General features: G+C 58.4%; 25 protein-coding genes. 23 read left to right on the top strand and 2 right to left on the bottom strand.

What is annotated here, in order from left to right; translation table 11 throughout:
• Positions 1-10 precede the first annotated feature (10 nt).
• The 9 genes from K0F88_RS29895 to K0F88_RS29855 all read left to right on the top strand — a co-directional run bounded on the left by K0F88_RS29895 (position 11) and on the right by K0F88_RS29855 (position 8198).
• Entirely contained in the window at positions 11-331 is a 321-nt protein-coding gene (locus tag K0F88_RS29895) for a hypothetical protein (RefSeq protein ID WP_219097582.1), read from the top strand.
• The gene (locus K0F88_RS29890) at positions 318-1712 is read left to right on the top strand and encodes a hypothetical protein (protein WP_219097581.1); all 1395 of its coding nucleotides are present in this window, start codon (positions 318-320) and stop codon (positions 1710-1712) included. The genes K0F88_RS29895 and K0F88_RS29890 overlap by 14 nt, the downstream gene beginning before the upstream one ends.
• A 1-nt stretch (position 1713) precedes the next feature.
• Entirely contained in the window at positions 1714-2484 is a 771-nt protein-coding gene (locus K0F88_RS29885) for a hypothetical protein (protein ID WP_219097580.1), read from the top strand.
• A gap of 74 nt (positions 2485-2558) precedes the next feature.
• Positions 2559-4577: a hypothetical protein gene (locus tag K0F88_RS29880; RefSeq protein ID WP_219097579.1), complete on the top strand. Its 2019-nt coding sequence runs from the start codon at positions 2559-2561 to the stop codon at positions 4575-4577.
• 109 nt (positions 4578-4686) lie between these two features.
• Positions 4687-5484 carry a hypothetical protein gene (locus tag K0F88_RS29875; RefSeq protein WP_219097578.1) on the top strand — a complete coding sequence of 266 codons (798 nt, stop codon included), beginning with the start codon at positions 4687-4689 and terminating at the stop codon, positions 5482-5484.
• Positions 5481-5963 carry a YiiX/YebB-like N1pC/P60 family cysteine hydrolase gene (locus K0F88_RS29870; RefSeq protein ID WP_219097577.1) on the top strand — a complete coding sequence of 161 codons (483 nt, stop codon included), beginning with the start codon at positions 5481-5483 and terminating at the stop codon, positions 5961-5963. Before K0F88_RS29875 ends, K0F88_RS29870 begins: the two co-directional genes overlap by 4 nt.
• Positions 5964-6017: 54 nt before the next feature.
• A complete protein-coding gene (locus K0F88_RS29865; protein ID WP_219097576.1) occupies positions 6018-6794 on the top strand; it encodes a hypothetical protein in 777 nt (258 codons plus the stop codon).
• A gap of 26 nt (positions 6795-6820) precedes the next feature.
• Entirely contained in the window at positions 6821-7690 is an 870-nt protein-coding gene (locus K0F88_RS29860; protein ID WP_219097575.1) for a hypothetical protein, read from the top strand.
• Positions 7680-8198, top strand: a complete 519-nt coding sequence (locus K0F88_RS29855) for a hypothetical protein (RefSeq protein ID WP_219097573.1) — start codon at positions 7680-7682, stop codon at positions 8196-8198. The genes K0F88_RS29860 and K0F88_RS29855 overlap by 11 nt, the downstream gene beginning before the upstream one ends.
• 6 nt (positions 8199-8204) lie before the next feature.
• Here the strand turns inward: K0F88_RS29855 and K0F88_RS29850 are convergent, their stop codons facing one another.
• The gene (locus K0F88_RS29850; protein ID WP_219097572.1) at positions 8205-8702 is read right to left on the bottom strand and encodes a replication/maintenance protein RepL; all 498 of its coding nucleotides are present in this window, start codon (positions 8700-8702) and stop codon (positions 8205-8207) included.
• Positions 8703-9181: 479 nt separating this feature from the next.
• Here K0F88_RS29850 and K0F88_RS29845 point away from each other — a divergent pair, with 479 nt between their 5' ends.
• Entirely contained in the window at positions 9182-10381 is a 1200-nt protein-coding gene (locus K0F88_RS29845; protein ID WP_219097570.1) for a hypothetical protein, read from the top strand.
• Here the strand turns inward: K0F88_RS29845 and K0F88_RS29840 are convergent.
• The gene (locus tag K0F88_RS29840) at positions 10378-10860 is read right to left on the bottom strand and encodes a hypothetical protein (RefSeq protein ID WP_219097569.1); all 483 of its coding nucleotides are present in this window, start codon (positions 10858-10860) and stop codon (positions 10378-10380) included. The genes K0F88_RS29845 and K0F88_RS29840 overlap by 4 nt on opposite strands.
• 174 nt (positions 10861-11034) lie before the next feature.
• Here K0F88_RS29840 and K0F88_RS29835 point away from each other — a divergent pair, with 174 nt between their 5' ends.
• The 13 genes from K0F88_RS29835 to K0F88_RS29775 form a co-directional block, all read left to right on the top strand.
• Positions 11035-11211: a hypothetical protein gene (locus K0F88_RS29835; RefSeq protein WP_219097567.1), complete on the top strand. Its 177-nt coding sequence runs from the start codon at positions 11035-11037 to the stop codon at positions 11209-11211.
• 161 nt (positions 11212-11372) lie between these two features.
• Complete coding sequence (gene parA, locus K0F88_RS29830; protein ID WP_257605411.1) at positions 11373-12008, top strand: ParA family partition ATPase; 636 nt, start codon at positions 11373-11375, stop codon at positions 12006-12008.
• 71 nt (positions 12009-12079) lie between these two features.
• Complete coding sequence (locus K0F88_RS29825) at positions 12080-12334, top strand: hypothetical protein (protein ID WP_219097563.1); 255 nt, start codon at positions 12080-12082, stop codon at positions 12332-12334.
• Positions 12335-12459: 125 nt separating this feature from the next.
• Positions 12460-16173: a hypothetical protein gene (locus tag K0F88_RS29820; RefSeq protein WP_219097562.1), complete on the top strand. Its 3714-nt coding sequence runs from the start codon at positions 12460-12462 to the stop codon at positions 16171-16173.
• 120 nt (positions 16174-16293) lie between these two features.
• Positions 16294-16476: a type II toxin-antitoxin system HicA family toxin gene (locus K0F88_RS29815; RefSeq protein ID WP_219097621.1), complete on the top strand. Its 183-nt coding sequence runs from the start codon at positions 16294-16296 to the stop codon at positions 16474-16476.
• A gap of 31 nt (positions 16477-16507) precedes the next feature.
• Complete coding sequence (locus K0F88_RS29810; RefSeq protein ID WP_219097561.1) at positions 16508-16930, top strand: type II toxin-antitoxin system HicB family antitoxin; 423 nt, start codon at positions 16508-16510, stop codon at positions 16928-16930.
• Between the two features lie 192 nt (positions 16931-17122).
• Positions 17123-17518, top strand: a complete 396-nt coding sequence (locus tag K0F88_RS29805; RefSeq protein ID WP_219097560.1) for a hypothetical protein — start codon at positions 17123-17125, stop codon at positions 17516-17518.
• A gap of 64 nt (positions 17519-17582) precedes the next feature.
• A complete protein-coding gene (locus K0F88_RS29800; RefSeq protein ID WP_219097559.1) occupies positions 17583-17810 on the top strand; it encodes a hypothetical protein in 228 nt (75 codons plus the stop codon).
• Positions 17811-17989: 179 nt separating this feature from the next.
• Positions 17990-18160, top strand: coding sequence for a hypothetical protein (locus K0F88_RS29795; protein ID WP_219097558.1), 171 nt, complete (start codon positions 17990-17992; stop codon positions 18158-18160).
• A gap of 65 nt (positions 18161-18225) precedes the next feature.
• Positions 18226-18483: a hypothetical protein gene (locus K0F88_RS29790; protein WP_257605410.1), complete on the top strand. Its 258-nt coding sequence runs from the start codon at positions 18226-18228 to the stop codon at positions 18481-18483.
• Positions 18480-18863, top strand: a complete 384-nt coding sequence (locus K0F88_RS29785; protein ID WP_219097557.1) for a hypothetical protein — start codon at positions 18480-18482, stop codon at positions 18861-18863. The genes K0F88_RS29790 and K0F88_RS29785 overlap by 4 nt, the downstream gene beginning before the upstream one ends.
• 75 nt (positions 18864-18938) lie before the next feature.
• Entirely contained in the window at positions 18939-19511 is a 573-nt protein-coding gene (locus K0F88_RS29780; RefSeq protein ID WP_219097556.1) for a hypothetical protein, read from the top strand.
• Positions 19511-19915: hypothetical protein (locus K0F88_RS29775; protein ID WP_219097555.1), on the top strand; the 405-nt coding region annotated here is incomplete at its 3' end. The genes K0F88_RS29780 and K0F88_RS29775, both read left to right, overlap by 1 nt.

Genomic DNA, 19915 nt, shown 5'->3' with positions numbered 1-19915 from the left:
CCGGTGCCCCATGGCTGACGACACGCTCAACACGGACCTGCTTTTTCGCATGATTGCCCATTGGATAGGTATCAAACCGAACGCCTATTACGGCTCGACCTACGGGGCGCCGACCGAGGATCTGCTACAGAAGCCGCTCAGCTCGCCTATTGCTGACGCCTACCTGGCCAAGATGCGCGACGACATTCCCGTTATCGCCGCCCTGCCGCCGGGCACGATCAACATGCACGCGAGCGGCGACGGACTCGACCGCAAAACCATCTTTATCGAAATTAATGGCTCCTATGTGAGCCTGGCGGAACTGGGGGACGTGAAACGTGGCAGCTACTAAAGACCAACTGATTCAAAGCGCGGTTGATGAAATCGCCAACTACCCCACACTCGCGTTGCGCTGGCAGATCGGCGACCCGCTTATCCAGCAGGGGCTGGCGTCGATGGCCGCCATGCTGGCGGACGTGGGCAATCAGGTGGAAGTGACCGCCGGCGAGCCCTTCACCAAGGCCCGCGACGTGACGGTACGCAGTGACGCGGCCGTAAAGGGCATTTTGCCATTCGCTACGCCGTCCATTGCCACCATCAAGGTCACAAACGGCTCGCTTGATGCGATACAGATACTGGCGGGAAGATCGCTCCAGGATGCGGCCGGGCGTTACTGGCTGGTACTGGCCGGGGTGAACCTGCCCGCCGGCGCTGTCGGGTACCTGACGGCCAAGCAAGTGACCTCCCGCGCCTTCACGCACCAGGTGGGCACCTATGTCCCGTTCTACTCGATCCCGCTCAGCCAGCCCGACCTAGGGTTTATCGCCAATGTGCTGGTCGACCGGTTTGAGTACTCCACGAACTTCGCCAACATCGCGGACGGTGACAAGGTTTACAACATAAAGTCCGATGAAACTGGCGCCATGAGCCTGCAATTCGGTATTGCGGGGCTTTCCGGCTATCAGCCAGCGGTGGGCGAGCAGATCAATGTCACAGTGCAGGACACCGAAGGCGCTGTGCTGCTCTCTGTAGGGCTCAAGTTTTATTTTGAGTACACCGGTGGGGCGGCGGACGCGCTGCTGGCCATGGAGCTGTCAGAGGTCAGTCAGGCCGGTGCCAACCCGATGGATGTCGGTACGATGCGTGAGATTTGTTCTTACCCCGGCATTTACGACGACAGCGCCGTGTTCGGCTCCAACTTCGATTTCGTGGTGCGCAAGGCAATCAGTCCGGTGACGTTCCTCAGCATCTGGAACGAAGCACGGGAAGAAGAGGTGCGCGGCCCTAGCGTGGACCATATCAACAAGCTGTTTGTGGCCGTGCGCAAGGCCAGCACCACACAGCCAGTGCTGCAATCGGAAATCACGACCGTCATTCACCGCGCCGACGACAGCTACAGAATCAAGTTCGTGCCAGTGGTCGATGTCGTGGTACCCATGGTGGTGACACTCACCATTCCGTCGGTCTACGACTCGGGCGCCGTCACTCAGCAAGTGCGCACGATCCTGCTCAATCAGTACGGCCCGGAATCGGCTTGGGCAAAGCGCGGCGGCGCGCAGATCCTGGAGAAAGACGTGTACGCCCTGATGGTTGATAACAGCGTGGCGGCGCTGTCGGCCCGCCTGGGTAACATGACTATCGATAGCATTGGTGATGACGACGACCTGCTGCCTGAGCATTACCGGTACATCACAACCGCTAGCCTGGTGATCAACGTGCGAGAGGCGGACTGATATGGAGCTGACGCCCCTTGTCCGCAGTGCCGAGTTCGACGACGTTGAACGCGAATTCAAAGCGCTGTTCCTGAGCCTGTACAAGGCCCACATCAACGATCAGGTTGATGAGGTGGCGCTGTACGGAATGCCCCATATCGGTCCTGACTCCCTTGTTGAGCGCAGCCTGGTGGTAGATGGTCTGGCCGTCCTACGCACCACCACCATGGAACAGATCCGTTACCTGTTCCATGCCTGGCGCTACCGCAACCCCCAGCGCGGTACCAAGTTCCTGGCCGCCTACCTCATGACGTTGTTCGGGCCGGTGTTTACCATCGATCAGCTATGGTGCAAGAAAGCTGGGGAGTATCCGGCCGACTCAATGACCGAGGCCGAAATTCTGGTGGCTGGGGAAGACATAGCGGATTACTTCCTGACCAGTCGCCTGCGCGTGGATATCGAAACGGAGATTGTGCCGGAGCGGATCCTTAAGGCCGCCAAGACTGCCTTGGCGGCACGCTTTGTCCTGGAGCTGCGCGCGGCCAGGCGCGCGGCACTCGTGTACCCCCTCGGGTTTGTCTCCATGGGCGTGCAGGTTGTGCGCACCACAGGGAAGACGATTTATCACCAGCCCGTCATTGAAAGCTCAATCACGGTCGGCCCAATGCAGGAATCTGGCGCCGCTACGTTGATCTACAGCGTAGGCCCGCTGGCTGAGCCGGCGGCGGCGGTTATGTTCGGTGGAGAGTTTGTTGTTTTGAACGGCGCGCGGGTGGTCGTGCATCGGGGTTGAGGCATGCAAAGTCGCCCGATTTAGGTCGTTTTTTGGACGTTAGCATTCGCCATAACTAAACCCATGGGGGCTTTATGGCGAATCCTGTAACTATCAATCCAACGCTGACGTTGGCGGGCCAAGAGGCCGCGTTCAACGCCGACAACACCGGGATTGAACTCATCATCACGCACGCCTCTTTCGGTCGCGCCCACTACGACCCTACGGGTAATGAGGTGGCGCTGGTCGAACCTGTCGGGAGCAAGATTCCGATTGCCGGGGGCAGCCGGCCAACGCCCTACCAGTTGCGCACCAGCGTTGCGTGGAAAGAAGACGTAGGCCAGGTGCCTGTCGGGGAAATCGCGTGGTGGGCTGGTGATGTCCTGGTGTTCGTCTGGTCCAAGGCCAATGGCGATATCGCCTCTTACAAGACCGATGGCGTCACCTACGTGCTGTTCAACGACCTGGCATTTGCCCAAGTGCCCGCTGGCAGTATCAATATTCAAATCAATCCAGGCGAAAGCGTGGCCTTGGCGGCGCTGTCGGCGCATGAAGGCGCGAATAACGCCCACCCTCAGTATGCGCTGCGCTCCAAGTTCCCGGACTACCAGGGGCATTTGTGGGGCGACGTTGACGGTACCGCCAACTCGATCAGTCTGACACTGCCAGCCATTGTCGAGCTGACTGAGTACACCAAGGGCAACCGTTTCAGCTTCAAGGCCACCGCCACCAACACCGGCGACACCACGATCAATGTCGAAGGTGTGGGTGAGGTCCAAGTGCTGAAAACCGGCGGTGTGCCGCTGAGCCCCGGCAGTATCGTGGCCGGCGGCGTCTATGACGTGTATTACGACGGCGCCAAGTTCCAATTAACGGCGGGTGCGGGCTTTGCCAGTGCCGAGGCAACAGACGCCGAAGTAATCGCCCTGACGGACACCACCAGCACTAGCTGGCTGTCCTTGCGCCGACTGATCAAGGCACTGCTGAGCTTTGCGCGACTCGACGGCGCGACCTTTACGGGTGACGCGAAAGGGTTAACTCCGGCTCAGTTCGACAACGACGCCTCGTTTCCTACGACTGCGTTTGCCAAGCGGATGGGGGTTGAATACTCAGCTTTCAACTTCATAAGCGCTACCACGGTTCTAACGAACTTAAGTATTGGCGGTGTAGTTAGCGCGGCGTCTGCAACGCCTATCAATGTGACGCTGCCACCAACGGCCGGCGTGCCGAACGGGGCAACTGTAGAAGTGGTCAGCTCTAGCAGTGGGGCCGTCACCCTCTTGGCCTCTGGTGCCGATACGCTTACCGATCAGCGCGGTAACGTGGTGCCAGTTGTGCTGGCTATCGGGGATAACGCCTATTTCATCAAGGTGAGTAGTGAGTGGCGCTTGCGTGGCGGGTCCATGGCACTCAAATATGCCGCCGTTATGACTGGTCAAAACTGGATAACGCCGCCGCAATTCGATAACACCACGAAACTCTCTACTACGGAGTTTGTGAAAAAGTCCGGCACAACGCTGTCTGGTATTAATATATACAACGCAAACGCAACACTCCCTAATAGTGTTGCTGGCAGTTTTATCGAGTTTTACGGCTCTATCGCCTTACAAACGCTGACGCTACCGCTGGCCGCCAGTGCTCGTTCGGGAGACGTGATCACCATTTTTAACTATGCGACTGTCCCGGTCACTATCGCAAGGCAGGGTGCCGAGGTAATTAACTGCGGAGCAACTAGCAGCGTTAACTCCTTGGTCTTGCAGCCGGGCGACTCGCTTTTTCTTGTGGCTGGGAGTGGCTGGTTTGTCTCTGGCGGAACTGCTGCTAATCAGTTCGCTGGGTCATTCGGTGCGTCGCTCGGCGTAAGCGGCCACAAGAAGGATCCGAGCGGGCTGATTATTCAGTGGGGCACCGCTTCGGTGGTTGCAGGCACTGTAACAACTATCACATTCCCCATCGCGTTTCCGACAGCTTGTGTTTATGTAGGGATGATACCAGCGTGCTCCGCTAATACTGCTGATAGATATCTCGGGATGACAGGAAAGTCGCAGACTGCTTGGACAGTTGTTAGTTCTGGGGCCGTCGGATCCACACCTTGGATGGCCATAGGGTACTGACCGTCAAGTAACGTAGCGATGCCACCATCCGCTTAGTTATCCAACTAGGCGGATTTTCTAAACCTGGTCTTATTGCCCAGATAATCATTAGTTACTACGGAGAATATCTATGTTTGCGTCAAAATCTACGGGCGGATTCTACGATGTCGCGATTCATGGTGCTCGCCTGGTCACTATCCAAGACCCTGCATGGGTACGGCCGAAGACAGATATCGTCGTCCAGCCGGGCGAGTCTACTTTGGTCGACGGCGAACTGATTACGAATAACGGAGACGAGCCGATAACGCTCCGCGATCTACCCGATATGAATGCTATCCCAGACGTTTTGGTGGTGGTTAATCCGGACTGCTCGATTCCTGATGATGCGGTAGAAATCACTTCTGCCTACCATGCTGAGCTGCTGGCCGGGGAGTCAGGAGGCAAGATTATTTCCTGGCGTGATGATGGTTATCCGGTACTGGTTGAACCGCCAGTGATTGTCCTGTCCTGTCCTGCTCTGTGTGCTCAGATCGATGCGGCCGCCGACAAGGCACGGGCAGCGGTAGCGGGCGATCCTCTGCGCGCTGTGGAGTATCAGCGTTCGGCTGACCAGGCGCAGGCCTTCAAGGATGCCGGCTATCCAGCGGAATCTGTACCGGCCATGGTCGCGGCATGGGCAATCACCGGCCGAACAGCCCGGCAAGCGGCTGATAACATTCTGGCCGAGGCTAACGCCTACTACGACGCGCTGACGTGGATTCGCGCCACGCGGCTGGCGGCCAAGGAGCAAGTCAGGGCTTTGATGGAGAACGAGCAGCAGGCGGCGGCTGAGGCGCTTGCAAATACAACGGTATCTGCAATCCGTGCGGCAGTTGCAGGTATCGGCAACAACACCAGCCCGCAGGCCCGCGTGGAGCTTGAGCAATGATTCAATCAGTACAGCTGCTGTTCACCCGACGACGCATGATCGGCAGCCTGCTTATCCGGGGCGTTACCTGGTCCGCATTCAGCCACGTCGAAATCGTGGTGGGCGACCAGGTGATAGGCGCCAACATGCTGGGAGGCGTGAGCTTGACGCCGCTCAAGGAACGCCTGGAGAAATCCAGCTATGCCGCCCTGGTCAATATCCCCTGCAAGGATGCGCAGGCGATCAAGCAGGCAGCGTTGAGCATGATCGGTGCCGGTTATGACTACTTGGCGCTGTTCGGCCTCCTGATGCACTCAGAGCGCTTCGACAGCAAGGCGCGTTTCTTCTGTTCCGAGTTTGTGGCGTGGGCGTTTGAAAAGGCGGGCTCTCCGTTGATCCGGCCGGAGATTACTGGCCGCGTCACGCCCCAGCACCTTTGGATGATTCCCGCTCCTACGGTGACGGCTGGCAACCCGCTTTCGCTCTTAAACTTGGCCTAAAAATGTATAGGGATACTTTTTAAGGGTGCGCTCTGACGAAGTATCGAGGTGTTTATGAACAAACCGTTAAACGGCAGTTTCGACCAGATCAAGATCGGTTATGCGCAGTACCTCAAACGGTGGCGTGACGGGCTTTACGCGGACTACACCGACACGAAGGCCGTTAAAGCGTTCATGGAAAAGCCATTTGACCAGGCGGTTAAGTGGGTGGCCGGGCGGATGGTTGACGACGCGGTGGCCATGCTTGAGGCCTACCAGAAGAACACCAACGGCCCGCCAGGGAAAACCACGCTGTTTCCGGTGCTGCTGCTCGCCATGGATGACACCTTTGTCGGTACCGGGGCGGACTGGGGCGGCGATCAGATTGGCCGCACCATGCAGCAGATCGAAGAAGGCGGCTCCTGGTACGGGTACAAGCACGTCATGCAGGATCGGCGCCTACAGATGGTAATCATCACCAGCGAGGCCGGATCGGCACAGAGCCTGGCGGCGCAACTGTCGTCGTTCATCAAAGAGCCGACCAACCGCTATTTCGACGCCGTGTATGAGTTCGGCCAGTACAAGGTGCCCATGCCGCAGACACTGGAATCAGTGCGCATTGACTGGATGGACGTAAAGCCGGAGGGGATCAAGAACATCAAGATTCTGATTGCCGACGTGATGCTCAAGTGCTCGATCCCGTTCTTTGATGCCCCGGCCGAGGGCGCGCCAAACGACGGCTCTACCAAGATCCCGCCAGGCTACCCGAGCCTGCACATCGTAGAACGTGACTCCATGATCTTGGGCGCCTCGAAAACGCCAGTGGGCCGCATTACGGGTACCACGCAGTGAACGTCTACCTTCGGGAGGGCGGCGACATGCTGCCCACTGACGTCATGCTTAAGTGGGTGGGCCGCTCAGACCTGACGCCTATCCCGCGCTCGCTTGAGTTCACCGTGAAGCTGATCGATGGCGTACAGGAAAAGCTTAAGGTCGGCGCCTCGGTATGGGGCGGCCGGGAGAACCTACGCTACGAGGTCGTCAAGACCGACCGGGCACAGCCACTTGGCCAGGTGCAGGGTAAGAGCCAGCAGCAGGCCATGAAAGTGACCGCGCTACTGCACCGCTGCGCCTCTGTCGCCCGTCCGCTCAATAGTGCGGTGATCCTGAGTGACACCACACTCGGCGCGATCTACCGGGCATGTGGTGCGTTCATGCCGGTGGGTAGTGACTTCGCCGTACCGCGCTTTACCTGTTTCAAGGGAAAGGAGCCCAGCTACCAGTTGGCGCAGGCGCTCCAGGAGGAAGGCGCGGCCCTGGTGCTCAGGGGCGGCAGTATCATGGCCATGCGCCTCACTGACATGGCCAAGCAGGCGCCAGTGGCTGATATCGGCCAGGTGGACAGCAGCGCCAAGATCGAAAGCGAATTTCTGCAACTCCAGGACGTTCCGTCGTACTACTCGGTAAACGACATGGCCGCGATTGTCCGGGGGCAGATGGGCCAGGCCCGGCGTGTGGCGTTCATCGCGCGCGCAGATGAACGCCAGCTCAGGAACGCCAGTTGTGTGCTGGTGCGCAGTAAGACCGTGGACAGCACCATTTGCCAGCAGATTCAGGCCGGTGACGTAATGCGCGTGGCCGGGGAGAACCTGGTGGTCATTACCGCCGCCCATGCCTTCGAAAACCTTGAGGGGGCGCAGGAAAGCCGCAGCCGCCTATGGCTTGGGAGCCTCATCAATGCCCAGTAACAAGCACCCCGGCTTTGTCCGCATCGTCGACCGGGAACGCCGGGAGGTGCGCGTAGAGATACCGCCCTTCACCGACGGCGCCAGTGAGCTGCCTATCGCTGAAATCGAATACCCCATTGGCGACGATTCGCGGGACACTGAAATTCGATTGGTCATTGGGCGCGAAGTCTGGATTGAGTTCATCGCGGGCGATCCGCGCCGGCCGCTCATCACCGGCTTTCGCAATCCGAATGTGGGCAACGTGGTCGGCATGCGCCGCTGGAACCATGACAACTTCGAAATCAACGCTGACGAAGTACTGACGATCAACGCGGGGACAGCCATCAACCTGATTGTTGGCGGGACATCGATCAAGCTCACCGGCGCCGAGATTGCCAGCATTGCAGCCGCTCACAAGGTGGAAGGCCCGGTAACGCAGACCGGTGGCGATATCACCAGCGACGGGATCAGCGTTCAACACCACAATCACCCAACCGCCCCGCCGGGGCCGCCAAGTGAGCCCCAGTAGAGGTGGTTAGAGCGGCAATTCGTCTTGCACTTTGAGTGCCGATGTCTCGACTTGACGCCCACGCTCAGCAGAGTAGGTCACGCGCAACTGAAATGCCTGACGCTGCATACAGATCTTGCGCCACTCACCGCGGCCAAAGTAAAGCGGGTTCACTTGGTATTCATTGGTCGACATCCGACAGATCAAGTCCTTTTTGCACAGCTCGTTCAAGCGGTTGCGAAAGGTTTGATCGGCAATCCCCAAGTTCGCGGCAATCTCTTTTCGCGACCGGGGAGAAAGCAGGATGTACCCTTCAAAGTCGAGACGGCGCAGCAACGACAGCAAGAACGTTTTGAGGGAGTCGGACACGTTGATCAGTACACAGAGGTCGTCAAGGTACAGTTTGACGTAGGGCGGCTCACTGGGTAGCTGGAACACGTTCTGAGTGGTGCTTTCGATCACTTCGCCGGTCTGGAAGTTAACCACTTGAGAACTGGTGCTCTGTACGATTTTCTTGGTAGCCATGCTTGATTCCCTTTTGTACCTTGCGTGATAGGTACATCCTAACATGCAAAACGGTTCAGGTGTACTCCGCATGATGAGTACATAATCGCGGTGCGATCTTGGGATTTTGTACCGTCCAGACGGTACAAAATTCAGAGAGGGTATTTCCGGGCATTTGTACCGTGTGGACGGTACAAACCTAACCGTCTCCACGGTACAAAAGTAACCGTCTGGACGGTACAAATATTCTCTACAGGCCACGCACAGCAAGGCTCTCCCTAATCTCTTATATTATGGGGGTGTCTCAGAAGGGCAAAAGTCGCCTGCGGCAGCGGCCAGTCGGTGGCGGGTGACAGACTGGGCTTCGCCTGCGCTAGTCACCCACCCCCAACCGGCATATTTGAGCTGTTCTCGCCGCGCCGGTTAAGCAAAGCGCCTTCGTCCCCTCCCCTTTTGTCCCCGCACAATGGCCCCCAGTAATCCAATCCATGGGGGCAGTCATGCCAGCTACGAATAAGCTCGATTTTTCCAACGACCAGGCGGCTGCCAAGGCGCTCAAGAAAGTCAGTACGATCATGATCCGCGCGGGCCAGCCTGTGGTGTCGTCCGACTTTAGCGCCACTGCGCGCCGTACCTCGGGCGTCACCTACCGGGAGGCATCGTTGACGGTGGCCAGCGGCCAAATGGTCGTGCTGCGCGTGAATGCCACCGGCGATATCTTCCAGGTACTGCTCAACGGCTCGCTGCAACCGATGAAGAATCAGACCGATTCCGACAAAGCGGTGATGGAAATCGCCGCGTTGTTGGAAAAGAATCAGGGCGCGTTCCAGAAGGCCCAGGCCCGCAAGCAGATTGCCTTGCCCAAGGGTATGAGCACGCCAGCGCCGAAACAGGCGAAGGCCTACGCCGAGCGCGTGGCCCAGCTCGATATGCAGATTACTGAGCGCAAGGCGACAGTGGCGGACCTACAGCAGCAGCTTGGGGCGATGACCGACAGCCTTGAGCCATTGAGCGCCGTCGAGCAGGATGCAGCCGACAAGCTGGCCGCCACGCTGCTCGATGCGATCAATGGGCAGCCGAAGGGATTCCCGCGCAAGTGGGGAGGCAAGCTGTACAACTTCGACCAGTTCAAGCTGGTACCAGCCGATGAGCATGGCGAATTGCCTGGGGCTTGGACGCTGATTGACGGAGCCGTTCCGGTAGCTGATTCGCTGCTGGATGGTATCGAGTCGCCACAAGTGGAAGAGCTGAGCATTGCCGGTGCCTACGTGGCGGCGCGCGATATTGTCCTGGCTGATCCGGCGATGATGGATAGCGTGGCCACGGCTGGCGCTATCGAGCAACTGCGCCAGGCGCTGTTTGTGGTTGAGACGAATGCCCCAATCAATGAGGCTGAGGGCAACCTTGACCAGGCCGCCCTTGAGCGCAGTCTGGCCAAGTCGTTTATCACGGCCATTGCCATGCTCGACAGCGCAGATGCTGAGTTTGGGGATTCTGGTCTGTCGGAACTGGTCAACATCGCCCTGGTGTCGGCGGCGGATATCAACGACATCAAGGACCAGCCAGCGCTGGCGCAATTGCTGCGCGCGGGCATGGTGGAGACTGCCGAGGGGCTTTACATGCTGACGGACAAGGGGCGCAGCGCCCTAGAAGACGCTGGCTTTGACGCCTACGGCGAGCCCTTTGCCGCTGAGGACTAAATCGAGGTGATCTGATACAGGCGGGCGATATCGTCACCCATCCGCCCCACTGAATCGATAGAGCGCTGGCGTGACATGAAATGCGCCAGCGCCAGCACCGCTACCTCTGCGTTGCCAATGTCCGCCGCCAGTCGGTATTTCTGCCCCTGCGTGTCCACGCCGTCCGTCTCGATCCGTGGGCGGTACCGGGCCACGTCGTCGGCCAGCATGATGGTGCTCATGCCCTCCGCTTCCTTGTACGCGGTGATCGCGTCCGCCAAATGTTCCTCTTTGAACAGACAGTCATAGTCCTGTAGGCGAAGGTTTGTCACAAACGCAAACCCTTCGTCAGCTATCTCCCTATACGTGATCTTGTTCAAAATAGTGAGAGTCCCCAAGGCGTTGCTTTTGAACGCCATAAGGGTGACAGGCTCAGACCCTGCGACACCATAACCGCCTATGGACACCATGATTTTCATCCCGGCCGGTGCTTCTGACATGCGCTTTCTCCATACAAATACATAAATTTGATGTTGTGATGATTGCAGATCAAACAATCAAATGATAATGTCTTTCCAGTCAAGGCTTTTCGACACCGCCAGAGAAAGGAAAGAACGATGAGAGCGATAAATCTTAAGCGTCAACGCCAGGCTATTTGGGCCGGCGGTTTGCTAATGGCTGTCCTATACCTGCTCCTGGTCAGCCTGCTAGGTGGAAGCGACTACGATCAGGCTGTAGCGGATCATGCGTGGACGTGCCAGATGATTAGCGAGAAGGTATGGCCCGCCGATCCGACGATTCATTGCCCTGAGCCGCTGGAAACGCTGGCGCTCAACACTGCCAGCCAGTAACCCCCGCCGCACCCCATAAGCCCCTCTCCCTCGGGGCTTTTTTGTGCCTGCAACAACACCATAGCGTATTAACGCCAAAGCACCATAGCGTGACAGCCCTATTGCGTTATAGCGCGATAGCGCTAGAATCGGCCCACACACAATTGGCCGGAGCGCTACACATGACAGTTTTCGCGATAATGAATGGGAAGGGCGGCGTGGGCAAAACAACGATCTGCGCCGGCCTATCGCGGGCTTTGGGCTTGGCGGGGAAAGATGTGGCGCTGGTCGACTCCGACCCTCAGGGCAGCATGCAGGACTTGGCCGGGGAAAACGCCGAGCAGTCGATAACGATTTACACTATCGAGCGCACCCAGTTAGCGGCGCAGATCCCGCGCCTGACCAACGAAATCGTTATCATCGACGGCACCGCGAAGGCCGCCGACCTGGCCAAAAAGACGATTGCAGTTGCCGATATCATCATTATCCCGGTCACGCCGTCGCCCCTTGATGTGTGGGCTACCAGCGACATAGTGGGCATGATCCAAGATCGCATGGATGAGCTGAGCGGCACGGGCCAGACCCTGAAAGCGTACTTCCTGGTGAATCGCGCTATCGGTAACTCGAAACTGAGCAAGAGCATTGCCAAGACGCTGGCCGGTTACGGTTTCCCGGTATTGAAGTCGCGCCTGGTGTCTCGCACGGCGCACCCGAACTCCCAACTGACTGGCCAAACCCCGCTCGACACCCAGCCTAATGGCCTGGCTGCCCGTGAGCTGCGGGCATTGCGTGACGAAGTACTGGCGATGCTGGCGTAGCGATTAGACGTTAAGGCGTCAAATACACTATGATGCGCGAAACGCCGTAACGTTAAATAGGCAGGTGACTTATGAGTGAACTGAAAATCAAGCAACGCCAGCGCCCCGTGGATGAAATCCTGGCCGACGTAGACGCTGCCGCTGGGCGCGCGAGCGTCAAAACACCAGTGAATAAAGTGATCAAGCTAGGCGCTAAAGAGCGGCTGAACAGCTACGTGACGCCAGAGCAAAAGAAAAAGCTGCGCCTATTGGCCATCGAGAAAGGCTGTTCGATTTCTGAGGTTGTCGGCGTGCTGATCGATGAGACTCCTAAGCCGGAGTTTTAAGGGCTCAGATTCATCCCAAAGGGCGCCGCGTGGCGCCCTTTTTTGTGCCTGCGATTTGGCGCAAACCGCCCGCCGGGACGGGAGGATTCGGGCGGTATCGTGGCTGCTTTCAGGGAGCGGCTTCTATGACAGACGTTTTTAGCAATCTCCAAAGCGCCGCGCATGCCGGCGCTTTTGGCATGGGCTCGACAGCGCAGCCCACGCCCGCGCAGATCAAGGCCGGCAACTACGCCAAGGGCAGCTTTCGCATGCACGGCCTGCGCATCACCATTGAAACGCCCATGTTCCAATCCCGACGGGGCAAAGAGGACGGTAAGCCCTGGTCAATCACTTGCATGGCGCATTACGGCTATGTGAACGGCACCAAGGGCGCCGACGGTGATGCGGTGGACGTGTTCGTTGGTCCGGCGCCCGAGAGCCTGCGCGTGTACGTGGTCAATCAGAAGGCCAAAGACGGCACCTTTGATGAGCACAAGGTAATGCTGGGCTTCGTCGACCAGGAGCAAGCCTGTACGGCCTACATCAACTCCTATGAGAAAGGATGGACCGGCCTGGGTAGCGTGGCGGCCTGCACCATCAAGCAGTTCAAGTATTGGCTCAATCACGGGGATCTAAGCCTACCCCTCTCCCCCGACTTACCCAATATTCCGAAAGATGAGGCGTTGACCATGACTGATTTACTTACGCGCTGGGGCGCCGACAACCTCCCGGCCGGCCAAACCGTGGGCGCTTTGCTGTACGACATGCGCCGCAACGATCCAGACGGCCTGCTGATGGATAGCGCCACCATGGCCGACATCACCGAGAGCCTGGCAGACGGCGGCGAAATGCTCGATGCCATGGTGATCGAATACAAGCAGTTCGACCGCAAGGCCGGCCAACTGCTCAAGGTGATGCAGAACGTGGGCGGTGAGGTGAAGGCCGTCAGCGTGGAAGTGAGCAAGCCATTCAAGAGCAAGGGCACCACTCAGGTGGCCATGCTGTTCGCCATGGACGACGGCCAGAGCGTGTCGGTGTACTTCCACAACCCGGACAGCACGCCGAACAAGCTCATGCCAGCCGACGAACTGATCAGTTGGAAGTGGGTACAGAACAAGAAGGACATCACCGTCATAGTGGCGCCAGAGGGCGGCCAGGACATTAACCCGCGTATCGTGGCCCGCCGCATCATGGCGCTGATCCAGAAGAACAGCGCCAAGTTCATCAAGGCGAACGAGAACAAGGCCGCCAGCACCGCCGCGCTCGATGAGTTAAAGGCGAGCGTAGAAACCAAAACCGGCGAGCTGGCCACCCTGGACGCGCAGATCAGCGACCTGACCGCTCAGCTTGAGCAGAAGAAGGCCGCCGCTGATACACCGATAACTCCCGAGCCGGAATCTGAGCCCACTGGCGCCGCCGCAAAGGCCGAAGGTTCGAATGCCAGCTACATGGCCAGCACCCTGGCGAAAATCCCCGCTATCAAGGCTGAGATTGAAGCGCTTGGCGGCGTGGCAATGACCGAAGCCGAATTTATGGTGCGCGTGAACGCTGGCACCAATCAGGGCTTTAGCGTGGCCGAGCTGCAATCGAAGTTGGCGGACGCCAAAACGCAACTTGCAGGCGTGCAAGCCGGCCGCGTAACGCCGCGCTCCGTAGTGGGCAAGGGCGGGACCAAGAAGGGCGCCACTGCCTGGCTGAATAACATGATTGCCGAGGTGGAGACGGCGCTGGCAAGTGACGGGTTCATGTATACCGTGAACGTGAGCAACTACGCCTATAACCTGAATGCTCAGCTACGGGACTTGAAGGCGAAGGCTGTGGAGCCGGTACCGGCTGTGAGCGTGTCCAGCATCATCCTGGAGGACTACGCCGACGTTGCAGCGCTGGGGATGGCCACCGTGCTCAGCGTTGGTTCGGAAAACGTCTATTTCGACAAAGACGGCAAGCAGTACATGACGAAGTTGCTCAATGCCGCCGACTACGAGGGCAAAGAAGGCCAGGTAGTGGACCTGTCGGGCGTTGTTGATCCTTACGCCGTGCCAGCGGCCAAGCCGGCGCCTATTCTATTCCGCACCTGGGAAGATGCAGTGCTTGAAGCGCTCGCGGCGAGTATGGATATCAGCCACGGTGACGCGGAGGGTATCGCGGCTGCGCAGGGCCAACTGGTTGACCAGCTTTACACCGAGCGCAAATCCCCAGCAGACGCCGCCAAGGTGATCCAAGCCGCCGCCACCGTAGCGCCTCAGACGCCAGAAGAAGAGGCCATGTTGGCCGCCCACCTGGCAGAGCGTGCCGAGCAAGCCGCTCAGGCAGCCGCAGAGGCCGCCATCCCTGACCCCAACGAAGACACCGGCACCATCGAAGCCGAAGGCCGCGACAACACCGTCAAAACCGCCAAGGGCACCAAGGTCGTTACCGGCTTCAAGATCATTGAAGCGAAGAACCTGGTTATCAGTCACGAGACTGACGGCACGGTAAACCCTGAATACCCGCCTGAGATTCAGCCGCGTGACCGTGCGCGCACCACTTCGCAAGCATGGGTACAGAAAACCGCCCGTAACCTCGATCCGGATAGCTTGGGCCGTACCCAGCGCGCCGACAGTGGTGCCCCTATCGTTGGCGCTGATCGCGTGGTTGAGTCGGGCAACGGTCGCGCCATGGCGATCCGCGAGGCATACCGCATTGGCCAGGCCGATGAATACCGCGCCTTCCTGCTGGAAAACGCGGAGTACTTCGGCGTAGATCCGGCCAAGATCCAACGGATGAAAGCCCCTGTGCTGATCCGCGTGCGTAAAACCGCCATAAACCGCGTTGAGTTCGCCGTGGAGGCCAACCAAGACGACAAGCTGGCCATGACTGCCACCGAGAAGGCGCGCAGCGATGCCAAGCGCCTGGACACTGCCATGCTGTCGAAGCTGGCGGACGGCGACCTCAATAGCGCGGCCAACCGTGACTTTGTGGCGGCCTTCCTGCAATCGCTGGGGGATGCCGAGTCGGCGCAGTACCTGACCACCGACGGCAAGCCAACATCCGGCCTGATCAGTCGCCTACAGGCCGCGCTTTTTGCTGGCGCCTACTCAGACGATCGATTGCTTGAAATGACGGCAGACCAGGCGAAACCTGAGATTGCCAACATTGTCAGCGCCTTGAACAGCGCAGCGCCTGACTTCATGCGGGCCAAGGAACAGGACCGGATCGGCGCTGAGCAGGCCGGTGAGCAGGTCACTGACTCCCTGGAGCTGTCGCTTAATCAGGAAGCGGTAAACGCCATCATTGGCGCTACCAACGTACTGCGCCAGGCCAAAGAGGCCGGCATGGGCCTGGACGAGTTCCTACGCCAAGGCGACATGTTTGGCGGCACTGATCCTGCTGTCGCGGCCATGGCTGTATTCATCAGCGCCAACAACCGTAGCGCCAAGCGTATGAGCACAGCATTCAAGGCCATGGCTCAGTTCGTTGAGAGCGAGAACGTGCGTAAGCAGACCGCCGGCCTGTTTGGTGATGAGCCTGCAAGCTTCACCGACATCGTGAGCGCGGCCAACCGCAAGCTTGAGCAGGAATATGGCGAGGGGTTGTTTGCCATCGACCAGGGCGACATGTTCAGTCAGACGCCAGCCGCGCCGCCGGCGCCTGCGGTGGAGCCAGAAGAGCCAAACGAGGATGACGCCTTGCAGAAGGCCAAGACCTATCTGGACGACATCATTGGCGGCACTACCGACTTGGGCAGCCCCGGCGACGTGCTCAAGGAGCTTGAACAGATCTATGCGTTGTATGGCGAGGACAAGCTGAGCGAGCTGTTTGTAGAAGCCTCGGACGCCTTCCGTGACTACGCGCTCAAGTCTACCGCTGGCGCGTTCTAACCCCTTCACCGACCCACAAGAAGCCCGCCGCGTGCGGGCTTTTTCGCATCTGATACATTTATGTTGCATGCGTAACATAAATGATGCACTATGGCTTTGTCGAAACGCACTGAGGTCTATATGAAATGCAGTGAATTTCGGCGCTGGTTGAAGGCTCAAGGCGTGACATTCAAAAGCGCCAAGGGCAGCCACTTTAGGATTTATCTAAACGGCAAGTCGTCAACCTTCGCGGACCACGGGGCAAAGGAAATGCCCGAAGGGACGCGAAAGCAAATACTGAAAGATTTGAGCCTCAAGGATTGAGGCTCCACCACTTAGTTCAGCGAGGCCAGATATGTATAGCTATCCACTTGAGATTCACAACGACCCGGACGGGCTATGGCTTTCGGCGCCAGACGTTGCCCGGATGTATGGTGTGGGCGACACAATGGAACAGGCCATGGCGTCGGCGCTGGACGGGATCGAGACGGCATTCTCTCTGTACGTTGAGGAAGGCGCGCCCATTCCCCTACCAAGCGCCCCCGCCGAAGGGCAGGCCGTTTTACACCTGCCTGCACTGGTTGCGGCGAAAGTTGCACTTTGGAATGCCTTCCTTAAATCCGGGCTGAGTAAGTCAGAGTTCGCCCGGCGCATGGGGGTAGCGCGCGTGCAAGTGGACCGAATGATTGACTTCCTTCACCACTCGAAAATCGAGCACCTGGAACGCGGGCTTTCGATTCTTGGCCAGCGCATAGAGCTGAGCATTCGCGCCGCCTGACAGTTCGCACCTGGTGACACTGGAGCCCGCCGCGCGCGGGCTTTTTTGTGGGCGCTCGATTGGATAATGGTGCTATAACTCAAAACCGCTAAAACACTAAAGCGTTAAAAGTTGTTGACTGATAGGCACGACGTGCCTATTATCGCCTCAAGCCAAGCGGAACGGCGCCTTACAGCAGCGGAGCGAACAGACATGAACGCAAACATCGGCAAACTCAACAGCGGCAAGTGCTACGTCTACCTAAACGGCTATAAAGCTGAGCCGTTTTGGGGCACCGAAGCCGAATGCGAAGCGGCAATCTTCAAGCACGGCGTTGCCGATCCTATCCCGGTGTTCTGTGACGGCGTGGACCTGACCACCAGCAAGACGGGCGTTGCAGTCCAGCCGGTCAAGAAGGCCCGCCGCATCAGCCGCGAATACGTCCTGACTTTCAAGGCGGCCGACGGCTCCGAGGACGACACAAGCGGGCACGTAGAGAACGTTTTCGCAAGGGACCGTAATGAGGTTATGCGCAAAGGTCGCGACATCGTGCGGGAGAACTCAGGCCCATACGGCCCCAAGGTCCGTATCAGCGCCCGGCTTGCGTAACCAGCCCTCCCACCTAAAGCCCCTCGCTGGGGCTTCGCCGGTACCACCACTGGAGCAACCCACCATGAACACCCTGACCAACAAGCAACTGGCAGCACGCAACGAAGGCTACAACCCAGGCCGCGCCGGTGAGCAGGCGCTAAAGGCTTGCGAAGTGGCCCGAAAACAGTTGATAGATCGCCTCGGCAAGCCGGACATGAAAGACGAAGCCGAGTATGAGGCTTGGATTATCAAGGTCCTGGACATTCGCGCAATGGATCACAACGAGTTGCGCGCCGCTCTCAAGGCGTAACCGGCCCGTCACCCTCAAGCCCCTTTGCTGGGGCTTTTTTGTGGGCGACAGACTGACGCTATAGCACCTTAACTTTTTTACGTTAAAGCGCTAAAGAGTTGTTGACCAATAGGCACGACGTGCCTATTATTCTCCCAGGCCGAACGAAGCGGCGCCTAACAGCAACGGAGCACGAAGCCATGATCCTGACACTAGAAACCGCTGTAATCGCCATCGCCAAAGTGCAAGCGGCCTATAGCTGCACGGACCTGGAAGCCATTACTAAGATGCAGGGAGCCGCTGCTCAGGCCGGTGATGAGGCTTCGCTTGAAGTGCTTTGCGAAATCAAGTCTGTGCTTCTCGGGATCTAATCAGTCAGACCACATAAAGCCCCTTAACCTGGGCTTTGCCAGTACCAACATAAGGAGATTCACCCATGCCGCCACGTAAACAGATGTCATTGAAGCAAATGGAAATCCAAGCAAAGGCCTTGTGCTTCGACTCGAACGCCAAATACCCGGCCGGCACCGTGGTCAGTTACGAGTCGATTATCGGGCGCGGCGAAACCCATCGCACCAAAACCAAGGGCGCAGCGTTCGTATCGAGCTGCGAAGCCGTGATTTACGTCGAGGCTGTTTCGGGCTACGTCTCCGTAGAGCACTGCACCGCCGTAGCCGACGAGGTGGCGGCATGACTGTGCAAAAAATCACCTTGGAAGATCGCGGCCAAGACTTCACTGAGTGGTACGTGCGCGATGGCGTAGTTATCGACTGTCAGCCGTTTCAGGGCCGCGTCTGGGTTGGAACGAAGGTTCTTAACGCTATCAATCCACGACAGCCGAACAAGGTCGTTCATGGCGTGCTTGGCGAGCGTCGCGAGCACCCGCCGCACGATAGCGACATCAAGTCCGGCAGTCTGCTGGAAATTGTCCGTAAGTCTGGCGCCAAGGTCCTACTCGACTATGCCGTCGTGGCTGTCGAAATTCTGAGCCCGGCAGAGGCTGCAAAAGTTGAAGAATTCGGCCGCAAGTGGGCCGACATGCAGGGTATTGCTCGCGCTGACTTGGGCCTTTGATAGGCGCGAGACTATCGGAGCTTGAAACAACCCCCTTGATTGGGGGTTTTCCAGTATATAAAAGGATCAGCACTGATGAATTTTAAAAGCCTCCTCGGCGCCAGACCTGACAAATCTCTGCACAACCCTGACGCGGTTTACATGCGCGCCCTGGTGAAGGCAAGCGGACTGACTCAGGCCAAAGCCGCCGCCGATATCGATATCAGTGAGCGCGCTATGCGCAATTACCTGAGCCAAGACCCGGCCAAATTCCGCCCAGCCCCTTACGCGGTTCAATACACGCTTGAGCAGATGGCTGCCACCCCGGTACCGCCAGCTTTCGGCAATCCGGAAGTGGTCGCCGTGATCGGCGAGACGAACCACGCATCCCCGGAAACGGACGTGATTCACCTGCCCGGCATCGACGCACTTCCGGTAGGCACTGAGCTGGTCGACCGCGCTCACGTCACCCGGTTGCAGGCCGAGCTTCAAAACCTGCGAGACATGCTTGTCGAGGCGGCGGACGGTCTACAGAACTACGCCGAAGTAGCGGACAGCGAGTTTGGAAAGTCGCGGGCGTGGGAGCAGATGGTGGCCGATGGTGAGGCAGATGAAACCGCCCTCAAGATCCGCGCCTATCTATCGAAAACCGAAGGGAGTACTGAGTGATGAGTAAGGAAGAATTCCGCGAAGGCTATGAGGCGTGGCACTGCGAGCAGTACAAGACCAAGCACACTACCGGCGCACCAACCCGCGACATGCACAACGGTGTGCGTGCCGAGGATTACGGCTCCACAAAACAGCAGGCGCTGTGGGAATGCTGGCAGGAAACCGGCGGCGACGTGGCCAAGGTCGAGGCGCTGAAGGATGAGATTGAGCTGATTGAATCCGGCAAACAGCCGGTGACGCTTCCAGGGGTTCCAAGCCTGAAAGACAAGGTAACGCCGCGACACCATTTGATTGCGGACGGCTTTCGTGCAGGCGCTGACTGGATGCGTAGGCAAGTCGAAGCGCTTGGTCCGCTCTATACCCACTCCGATGCGGGCGAGGTTGAGCGGTTGCGGTCGGAAATT

The organism is Pseudomonas sp. UMAB-40, from assembly GCF_900095275.1.
Classification (GTDB): Bacteria; Pseudomonadota; Gammaproteobacteria; order Pseudomonadales; family Pseudomonadaceae; genus Aquipseudomonas; species Aquipseudomonas mandelii_B.
This window is presented reverse-complemented; position numbering and strand designations above follow the sequence as displayed.